We start from the raw sequence: 9,745 nt of genomic DNA, 5'->3' as shown, positions 1-9,745 counted from the left end.
CGCCGGAGCTGCCCGAGCACCCGGACTACCCGCGCATCCTCGCCGCCTTCAACGAGTCGACCGGCCCCCTGCGGGCCAAGGACGTCTGCCAGGCCCTCGACCACGCACTGCTGCCGAAGAACATCGAAGGCACCCGGGCCAAGCTGAAGCGCCTGGTCAAACTCGGCATCCTCACCGAAGCCGACACCGGCTGCTTTGCCCGGCAGCAGTAGCCCGCACCGTGGCCAGCACCCCTGCCCCAAGCCTCACTTCGAAACGGACATCAACTCGCGAACCGCCCACTTAGAGGCCGCGGTATTGGGCGGCCATGTCATGCATGCGGGTGCCCTGGTGGGGGGTGAAGTTGTTGCGGCAGGCGTCGCGTGTGTAGTTCATGTAGTTGTGGATGGGGTCCAGGCCGGGCTGGGGCAAGTGTTGCGGCCTACGGGGCAGCCGTAGGCGGGGCTTGCTTCGAAGGGGGTGTCGTCGACGTAGTCGCCGGGGGCGGTGCAACCGCCCTGGAAGACGTTGTAGAGCCCCAGCCAGTGCCCGACGGGACCGTGATGACCAGGCCGTCGACCGTCAGGGACACCGGTGGGCGTCCGTGCCGGTGGGCGTTGGCGATGAGGTAGCCCAGGACGCGTTCCAGGCGCCGACGGTCGGTGATCACGCGCTGGTCGTGTACGACGACGACCGTACCGTCTGCCGGGCCAGCTCGCCCAGGTCGTGGGCGGCGAGATCGGCCCGTTCGGTGTCGGAGTCGAGCCGGGAGATCTCCAGCCGGTCCTCGTTGATCCGGTGGGCCACGGCCGCGCTGTGGTGCAGTCTGCGGGTGACGCGGGAGACCGCGAACAGTCCCACCACGAGCGTGCCGGAGATGGCCACGCCTGCTGAGATCATGATCGCCTGGTCGAGCCCGGCGAGGGGCCCGCGGTTCACAGAAGACAAGACGTTTTCCAGCTGTTGTGGTTCTGAGCCGTCGGCGGTCTACAGGCGTCGTCCTGCGCTCGTGCGGCTGCCGCCTCGCCGGATTGCACGGCGGGACACATCACAGGTCGCTCCGTGGCGTGAGCAGTAGTGGCTTGTTCGTCGTGGTGCTCCACAGCAGGATCGAGCACGCCAGAGCCGTCCCGGCGAACACGAGCGGGCGCGCGACGGAATCCTCTCGCGCGCTTGCCAGCAGTGCGCCGGCCGCGGCGAGGGCCAACGGTGGCAGCAAGCGCGGGCGCCGAGCGGTGTCGGGGACGGCCGACGTCAGCAGGGCGTTGGCCGTGACGTAGCAGGCGTAGGCCAGCAACGTGGTGCCGAGGACGTCGCTGGGCCGGTGCCAGTAGAGAGCCTGGACGGCTGCGGCGGTGACCGCGAGCCAGAGTGAACCGGCGGCGACGTAGGGGTGGGTGCGTGGGGAGGAGACGAGTACGGCCGTGAAAGCCAGTCCGGCCGCGATGGCGACATGGCCGTTGGGAAAGCTGACCTCGGTGAGCTGATGTGGGGCGTCGACGTGACCGCCAGCCGCCGTTGGGGCCAGGCTGTCATGGTAGAACCGCCCTCGGCGGCGCCCGCGCCGGTTTCTGTCATCTCGCCACAGCAAGGCCCACTGCTCAACCGTCGTGTCCAGCCGGGATGGAGAGGAGGACATTGCCGGAGTTCTCGGCGACGGCCGAACTCCTCAGCCAACGCCGACAAGAGTTGACCGAAAGTCGGTTCTCCGGGGTTGCGGTCGTTCGCCTCGACTCACAAGATGTCATGGCCGTTCGGGCCTTGCGGCCTTGCAGCGCCTCGCGCCCCGTGGCAGGTAGGTACCCCTGCGAGCGTGTCCGGCCGGGAGGCGTGAGTCGTGATGGGCATACGAGCACCGGGCGTGGCACCACGGAGCGGCCCCATCACGGCTCGGTCCCCCTCCCTCCCGAAGCCCAACGGGCCAGGCCCCTCTGCGGAGCCAGTCCGCGGTTGCCGCCACCACGTCCCTCTCCCGGACGCACGCGCACGCCAGCCTCGCGCTGTCGCGGCGGACACCGTGCCGTGAGCGCACGAGGGAATTTCTCAGACGGCACGGGTGCGGCCGCGACGGCGTCGGCGGGTTGTCCCGTAGCAGTCGGGGCGACGGTTTGATGCATTTCGGATCGGCGACGAAAGGGGAGGGCAGCACGTGATACCGCATGTCGAACTGCCGGGGAACGCGGCCAACTGGACCTCGCACGACCGGGCGGACGTCGCGGCCAGGATCGGGCAGATCTGTAGGAGTGAGGGCTACTTCTTCGTTCACGGCCACGGAATCCCGGCCGAACTGATCAAAGAGGTCTACTCCGAGACGAAGCGGTTCTACGCCCTGCCGCTGGACGAGAAGAACAAGTACGAGGCCGTCGAAGGCTCCCAGTTCCTTGGCTACCGGGCCCTCGGCAGGGAGCGCAGCCGCATCCATGGCGGCACGGAAGCCTGTGAGCAGTACCGCATCGGGAACACCACGGGCGACCTCGCCCTGACGCAGCCCGTGAACTTCTACCATGAGCACTTTCCGACGTCCATGGAGCTCTTCCATCAGCTGACCGCGCTGGGCGACGGCATCCTGGCCGCCTGCGCCCTCGACCTGGGGCTCGGGGAGAGCTTCTTCGAAAAGTACATGGGCACCCCGCTGCACCGTCTCGGTCTCAACTACTACGGCGCGAACCATCTTTCCGAGGTCGACTCCCCGGTGGACTACGCGATGTCACCGCACATCGACCTGTCGCTCTTGACGGTCCTGCACCAAGACCAGTCGGGCCTGGAGGTACGCGACTCCCGAGGCACGTGGTCGCAAGTCCCCACCATCCCAGACGCGTTGTTCGTCTTCCTCGCCGACTACGTGCAACGCTGGTCGAACGGACTGCACCGCGCTGCGCCGCACCGGGTGCGCGGAGTGCGCAGCAGCCGGATGTCGATCCAGTACAAGCACCGGCCGGACTACGGCGTTGTCGTCGCACCCCTGGAGGCACTGACAGGCCCAGCTGGCCCTCCCAAGTTCCCGCCCCTCAATACGGGTTCAGACTATGTGTCCGTCCTGAGGTCGATCCTCGGCAGGTGACACCGCCCGCGCGCCTCCCGCCGTGCCGACTCGGCGAGGAGACCACCCGCGTGCCTCCCCACGCCCGCCGCGCCGTCCATGACGCGCTCACGACGCTCGCCCGAAATCCCCGAGCCGGCGTCGCTGAGCCGATCACCGCCGCGCTGATACGCCGCATCACCACTGTCCCGCAGCCGACGCCGACCGGATCACCCTGTGACCGCGTCCACGCCGCCGACCGTGAGGCGGACAGACGTCACCAACCTGGCATCGCCGCGCCTAATTTCGACCAGCCCCTCATTGGGGTGGAATGGGGCGAAGCGATGGTCTGACGATCGGTAGCAGCTCTTCACTGGTGACACGCATGATTGATCCGATCAGAAGGGCGTTGCCGATGTCCCGTCTGCTCCGCGCGCTGCTTGCAGCGCCGTTGGTTGCCACGGCCCTGACCGGCGGCTTGGCGACCGAATCCCATGCCGCAGCCGCTCCGACATGCACAGCGCACAAGTGCCAGATGCAGTACACGGGCCCTGGACATTACGTGTTCACCGTTCCGAAGGGCGTGCACACGGTCACCGGCTACGTGTGGGCCACCGGTGGCGGTGGCGGCGGTGGCGGCGGCACCAAGTGGTCCCTCGTCTCGGGTTACCGGCATGGAGGCGGAGGTGGCGGCGGCGGTGCTGGTGGCACGGGCGGCAGCAGCGGCGGTTACGTCTATGGAACGTTCAAGGTGCACCCGGGCGGGAAGCTGCGGGTGTTCGTCGGACGCGGTGGGCAGGCCGGGGCCGCCGGCTTGGGCACCGAAGGCGGGCGGGGGTCCAAAAAGGACGCCGGCCAGGCCGGCAAGAACGCCTTCCGCCCGGGGAACGGCCAGGGAGGCGGGGGCTCATCTATTGATCGCTTCAACCGCACCTGGATCGAGTCGCTGACGGGCCCGAGTGACGGCGACATAGGCCAGGCGTGCCTCGGCCAGGTTGATTTCTGCCGCGACGGGATTGCCGTACTCGTCGTGGGTGGCGTCGTCGGAGGGCTCGAAGTCGCGGGCGATCACTCTCGGCCATTCGCGGCCCTTGGCTTTGTGGGCGGTGGAGACCGCGACGTCGGCCTGGTGCTCATCGTCGAGCCGGCTGAGGGCGTCGAGGATGACGTCGGCGCCGTGGTCGTCGATGACGTCGACGAGCGGCAGCAGGTCAGCGCCGGACGGATCGTAGGTGACGTACTCCTGTAGTTCGCCCCAGCTGGTGAAGAGGATGAGTTCGGGGTGGCTGGAACGGCGTCCTTCCTTGAGGTCGATGGCTGCCTTCGCCAGGTTCAGCAGCGCACCGCCGCCGCCGACAAAGGCCACCCGGCTGTTCTCTTCGAGAAGCTTCAGGATGACTTCGATTGCGCCGCCGTTGGTGCGGCACAGCACGGCGTCCGGGGTTTTGACAGGACCGAGGTTGGTGTCCAGATCCTCCGATACCTGCAGTCTGATCGGGGCATCCACGATCGTCAGCCACCGGTTCGCCTCATGCGCGAGACGGGGCCCGAACCGGAAGCTACGCGACAGGGACAGCTGCTGCCCCTCGAACCCGGTCATGACATCCCGGGCCCCACGCCAGCCGTAGATGGCCTGCACCGAGTCGCCGACCATCACCAACTGGGCATGGGCGCGCTGAGCGTTGAAGACCTCTTCGACCACTGGGTTGGTGTCCTGTGCCTCGTCGAGGAGCAGGTAGTCAGTGCGGATGACGGGCCGCTGCAGCGCCCAAATCTTCAGGTAATGGTCGTGGGTGAACCGGACAACGCCGCGCTCCGGATTCTGCAGGTCCGCCCAGGCCTTTTGCGCGAACGGCAAGGCCATATCGACGAGCGTGCCGTGCAGTCGGGCGTCCTCCAGGCCGCGCAGTGGCGGAACGTGGCGCCGGCCGATTTCACGGTCGGCGCTGTAGCAGAACCGGCGGACGGCCTCGAAGACCACGTAGGAGAGCGCCTTGTTGGTGACCTTGCATTCCCCGAGCCGCACCAGCATGTTCCGAGCAATGCCCAGTGCCTGGCCCATCACCCACCCGGGTTGCCGGGGCGACTCCAGCCTCTCCTGGAAGTCCCGGCCAACCGCCCGGTACGCCAGCGAGTGCGCCGTACGGCATTCCACGCTGTCAGGGAACTTGGTTGCCGCGTCCTGGGCCACAGGCCTATTGAACGCGATGTACTGCTCGCGCCTGCGCACACTGCGAGCCAGCATTGTCAACGTAGTGGTCTTCCCGGTCCCTGCTCCCGCCTGGAGCACGAGATGTTCCCCGCTTCCGAAGACATCCACTGCCTGTTGCTGTTCCTGGGTGGGCGCGGGCCCCTTTGGCACTCGTGCCCCGCTCCGCGCGGCCGTCGCCTGCACCACCGCTCGTTCCCGTGGCTGCTCAAGCTCGGAGAGCCACTCGCCGGCGGCGTCGACCGCCCGCTGTAGCAGGACCGCATCCGCGCCGACTCGCGAGGCAATGCCGAGAGCTTGATGTTCAGGCGCTGATTGACCTGCCCGAAGGCCAGTCCCGAGGCGCGGGACAGTGCCGACACCAGCTGGCTCAGCTCCTTCCGCAGCGCCGGCAATATCGAGGCTGAGCTGTCACTCTGCGCCAGTGGTTCATTCCAAACAGCCTGGACCGGCACCTGCCCACTGGTAGGAGCCCCATTTTCCACTGCCCTTCCGCGGCGTCTGCGGTCGGCGAGCACGGTACGCCAGTCGTAGGCGCTATCCGTCGTCAGCCGGCGAGCCAACCACTCGAAAGCGTGATCCCGGTCGACAGCCTCGGCCCGAGGGGTGAACACCATGGCCCGCGCACGGATAGCCGATGCCGTCCGCTCGTGCCGTGCGGCGATCACCTCGGCGGTGAGCCCCTCACGCACCTCCGCGATGAACTGCTCGTTTTCGTTCGTGGTCCACGCCTTGCCCTGTCGTCCCGGATGACCGCTCGCCCCCTGGCTTCCCACCTGGGCCCCTCCCTGTACGTCTGACGCAGCCCCTCCTCTATACCGTGCGAGCCCCACCGTCCATGAGCCTTTGAACCAACGACCACCGAGTCGTCTCGTATTCGGCCCGGTCGTGTGCAGCCCGTCCGGCCGCAGGCCCGGACGGATTCACCGTCGGCGGGAGGGGAAGGCAGCCAAGTTCCGGGGGTCGGCATTGAACGTCATGGAGCTGCCCCTGTAACCGCTCGTTCAGCGCAGGAGATTCGCCAGGTCAGGTGACATCTGGCATCAAGCTCCCAGCGCTGATCCATTTTGAAAGAACAGCCTTCCGTAACGCTCGTCGCACGTATCTCCGGAGGTAGAGGCCGTGTCCGATAAGCCGGACTTGAACCTCCCTGATGTGGTCGAGGGAGTAGTCGAGCACCTATTGCACGTCAGCTACGACGAACGCACGGTGCTGCGGTTGACCAGTACGGCGAACGACGACCCGAGCATCACTGTGATCGGAAAGGCGCTCTTCGGCGTGCGGCCAGGGGAGAGCGTGCGCGTGAGCGGCAGATGGACACATCATCTCCGCTATGGCCGTCAATTCATGGCCGAGCGCTGCAATCGCACGATGCCCTCCGACGAACGGTCTATCCGGATGTATCTCGCGTCGGGCATGATCCGCGGCATCGGGCCGGCACTCGCTGGAGCGATCGTGGACCGGTTCGGTGACCAGACCCTAAAGATCATTAACACCGAAGTGGAGCGCCTGCTGGAGGTCCACAACATCGGCGACATTCGACTGGCCCGGATCAGCGAAGCGTGGCAAGAGCAAAAGTCCATCGCCGAGATTATGGTGTTCCTGCAGGGCCTGAACATCACTCCCGCACTCGCGGTGAAGATCTACACCGTCTACGCCGATACCGACGACGACCCCATGCACATCGTTCGGCACACCCCCTATCAGCTGTGCCGTGATGTGCGCGGCATCGGCTTCGATAAAGCCGACAAGATCGCCCTTGCCGTGGGTGTCCCGAAGCACAGCGACGAGCGTCTGCAGGCCGCGCTCACGCACGAACTCGACCTCGCTGCCGGCCAGGCAGGACACTGCCACTTGCCCGTACGGGTACTGCTGTCCCGGACCCGAACACTGCTGAAGGACGACGACCCGGCGACCGCCGAGCTCCTGGACGACGTGGTGTTGCGCCACGCCCTGAAAGTTCTACGCGACCAGGGCGAGGTGATCACCGAAATTCTGCCGCTGCCTGCCAGGGACGGCAACGGCACTCTTGTGGACACCGAGATCGCTGTACTCCCACGCCTGCACCGCGACGAGACCCAGCTCGCCCAACGTGTAAGACGCTTGGTCAACGCCAGGTCCCTCCTCGCCGAAGCCGCTCCCTGGGCCGATCGGCTGGCTGGATTGACCACCACCGAGACGGCCGGGCTGACGGAGGAACAACACCACGCGATCCTCACTGCTCTGACAAGCCCCATCTCCATCCTCACTGGTGGCCCTGGCTGTGGAAAGACCCACGCCCTGCGCACCCTTGTCGAGATTGCCGACGAAGCCCGGGCGTGCGTTGTGCTCGCGGCGCCCCCTGGAAAGGCCGCAAAGCGGCTGGAAGAAACCACCGGCCGGGATGCCATGACCGTGCACCGCCTCATCCGGCCCGCGGATGGCCACACGCTCTTCGACCACTCCAGCCCGCTCGACTCAGCCGATCTCATCGTGATCGATGAAGCCTCCATGCTGGACGTCAACCTCGCCCGCAAGCTCACCGCCGTTATTCGCGACGGCTGTCACCTGCTACTGGTTGGCGACGTAAACCAGTTGCCCAGCGTCGGACCCGGGCGAGTCCTGCGCGACCTACTCGACGTGGCCGGCATCCCCCGCACACGGTTGACCCGAGTCTTCCGCCAGCACGATGACAGCGCCGCGATCGTAAGAAACGCCCACCGCATTCTCCGCGGCGATCTACCTGAGGACGACCGGAATGCCTTCTGGAACAGGCACGTACCCAACCCGGAGGAAGTAGCCCAACGTGTAGTTGACTTGGTCGCCGACATCATGCCTCGTCACTTTGGTGTGCCTCCCACCGACATCCAGTTCTTGTGTCCAGGTAAGAAGAACATCGCTGGCATGACTGACCTCAACTTGCGCCTACAACTCCGGTTTAACCCGCCCGCTGACGACAAGCCCCAGCACTACCACGACGGAATCGTCTTTCGTCTCGGCGACCAGGTCCAGCAGATCCGCAACAACCCCAAACGCGGCGAGAACGGCATCTTCAACGGCAGCAGTGGCACTGTCACCGCCATCGACCTGGAGGCGCATCGGCTTACCGTCACGTTCCACGATTCAGAACAGGCCATCTACCCGTTCGCGGAACTTGACGAGCTCATTCACGCTTACGCACTGACCGTTCACCGCTCGCAAGGAAGCGAGTATCCGTACGTGATCGTCCCGGTCATCAGAGAGACCGGCGATCTGCTCCTCCAGCGAAATCTGCTGTACACCGCTGTCACTCGCGCTCGCCACGGAGTCTTGCTCATCGGGCATGCCGAGGCAGTCGAGCGAGCGATCGCCAACAATCGCACTCTCCGGCGCAACACCGCCTTGACCCATCGCGTCACCGTCGCTCAGCGGACCGTCCCGGTACCACGACGGAATACGGCCACCGGCCAGCTCGCCTGGGACTGAGTGGAACCGACCTTCTTGCCCTTCGAGGAGACGCGGACGCCGTCCGCTGGTGGACCTGGGCCGGATATCGCGCCAACGCCACCCTCGCCGCTTCCCTGGGCAACCTCGCCGACCCTGTGCAGCCGCCCCACCGACACCCACGTCCGGCTCCGTCAGGACCTCTCCACGGCCGACTGGAAAGCCGCCCGCGCCGAACTCCCCGACTCCCTCCCCCTGCCCACCGTCGACCCGCGCGCCGTCCTGGCTTGAAGATCTCGGTGGCCTCCCTCCCCGCATCGCCACCGCCACCCTCGCCGAGGCCTTGGGCCAGGTCGTGGTGACCGCCTCCGGCAGGCCCTTGAGCCCGTCGCCGGCCACGATGCACACGTCCTCCACCCCGCGATTGCGCAGTTCGGTCAGGACGGTCATCCAGGTCGTGGCGCCTTCACCCTCGTCACCGACTCACAAACCGAGCACGTCCTTGCAGCCGTCCATGTCGACACCGACGGCGAGGTAGACCGCCTTGGAAGCCACCGCCCCGGACCGGATCTTCACCCGCAGCGCATCGATGCAGATGATCGGCCAGATCGCATCCAGCGGCCTGTTTTGTCAGGCCGCGAGCTCATCGGCGACCGCATCGGTGACCTTGCTGATCAGACCCGGTGAGACCTCGACGCCGTAACAGCCGGCCAGATGGGAGCGGATGTCGCGCACACTCATACCGCGGGCGTACAGCGACAGGATCTGCTCGTTGAAACCCGCCAGACGACGCGCGTGCTTGGGCACCAGCCTCGGCTCGAACAAACCGTTGCGAACCCGAGGCACGGCAACCGTGACCGCGCCTGCGTCGGTCAGCACGGTCTTCGCTGAGGTCCCGTTGCGGCTGTTGCCCGAGCCACGGCCGGCCGGATCGTGTTTCTCATAGCCCAGGTGTCGGTCATCTCGACGTCCAGGGCCCGCTCCAGCACGGCCCGGGTGACCTCGGTCAGCAGCCCACCTTCGCCAAGCAGGGATGCTCCTGAGGCCTCGGCGCGGTCCATAAGCCGCTCGACGACCTCGTCCACCAGCTTGTCCTCGACCGGCTCGATGGCCGGGGTTTTCTCGTTGTCCGTCAT

Annotated in this window: 5 protein-coding genes and 3 pseudogenes; 3 read left to right on the top strand and 5 right to left on the bottom strand. The window is 66.5% G+C overall.

Annotation, left to right across the window (positions count from 1 at the left end; genetic code table 11):
- Positions 1-212, top strand: a pseudogene (locus tag B073_RS0128035) (hypothetical protein); the annotation flags it as partial.
- A 70-nt stretch (positions 213-282) separates the two neighbouring features.
- Here the strand turns inward: B073_RS0128035 and B073_RS48855 are convergent.
- From B073_RS48855 to B073_RS41370, 3 genes and pseudogenes are all read right to left on the bottom strand, one after another.
- Positions 283-411, bottom strand: a complete 129-nt coding sequence (locus B073_RS48855; protein WP_018541403.1) for a hypothetical protein — start codon at positions 409-411, stop codon at positions 283-285.
- Positions 412-535: 124 nt separating this feature from the next.
- Positions 536-903: pseudogene (locus tag B073_RS0128025) on the bottom strand (hypothetical protein); the annotation flags it as partial.
- A 124-nt stretch (positions 904-1,027) separates the two neighbouring features.
- Entirely contained in the window at positions 1,028-1,618 is a 591-nt protein-coding gene (locus B073_RS41370) for a phosphatase PAP2 family protein (RefSeq protein WP_078508216.1), read from the bottom strand.
- 510 nt (positions 1,619-2,128) lie between these two features.
- Between B073_RS41370 and B073_RS0128015 the strand changes: the two genes are divergently transcribed.
- A complete protein-coding gene (locus B073_RS0128015; protein ID WP_018541401.1) occupies positions 2,129-3,040 on the top strand; it encodes a 2-oxoglutarate and iron-dependent oxygenase domain-containing protein in 912 nt (303 codons plus the stop codon).
- 865 nt (positions 3,041-3,905) lie between these two features.
- Here the strand turns inward: B073_RS0128015 and B073_RS0128010 are convergent.
- A complete protein-coding gene (locus B073_RS0128010) occupies positions 3,906-5,360 on the bottom strand; it encodes a UvrD-helicase domain-containing protein (RefSeq protein WP_026247795.1) in 1,455 nt (484 codons plus the stop codon).
- 969 nt (positions 5,361-6,329) lie between these two features.
- Here B073_RS0128010 and B073_RS0128005 point away from each other — a divergent pair.
- Positions 6,330-8,651: an ATP-dependent RecD-like DNA helicase gene (locus tag B073_RS0128005; protein ID WP_018541398.1), complete on the top strand. Its 2,322-nt coding sequence runs from the start codon at positions 6,330-6,332 to the stop codon at positions 8,649-8,651.
- 279 nt (positions 8,652-8,930) lie between these two features.
- Here the strand turns inward: B073_RS0128005 and B073_RS44515 are convergent.
- A pseudogene (locus tag B073_RS44515) lies at positions 8,931-9,745 on the bottom strand (IS256 family transposase); the annotation flags it as partial.

Origin of the sequence: Streptomyces sp. MspMP-M5, assembly GCF_000373585.1 — a bacterium.
Taxonomy (GTDB): Bacteria; Actinomycetota; Actinomycetes; order Streptomycetales; family Streptomycetaceae; genus Streptomyces.
Note: the sequence above shows the minus strand (reverse complement) of the source record. Positions and strands in the feature narration are given on the sequence as shown.

What these genes read in the sequence shown, in the direction of transcription:
- B073_RS41370 (WP_078508216.1), bottom strand. Translation starts at nt 1,618, where the DNA reads ATGTCCTCCTCTCCATCCCGGCTGGACACGACGGTTGAGCAGTGGGCC.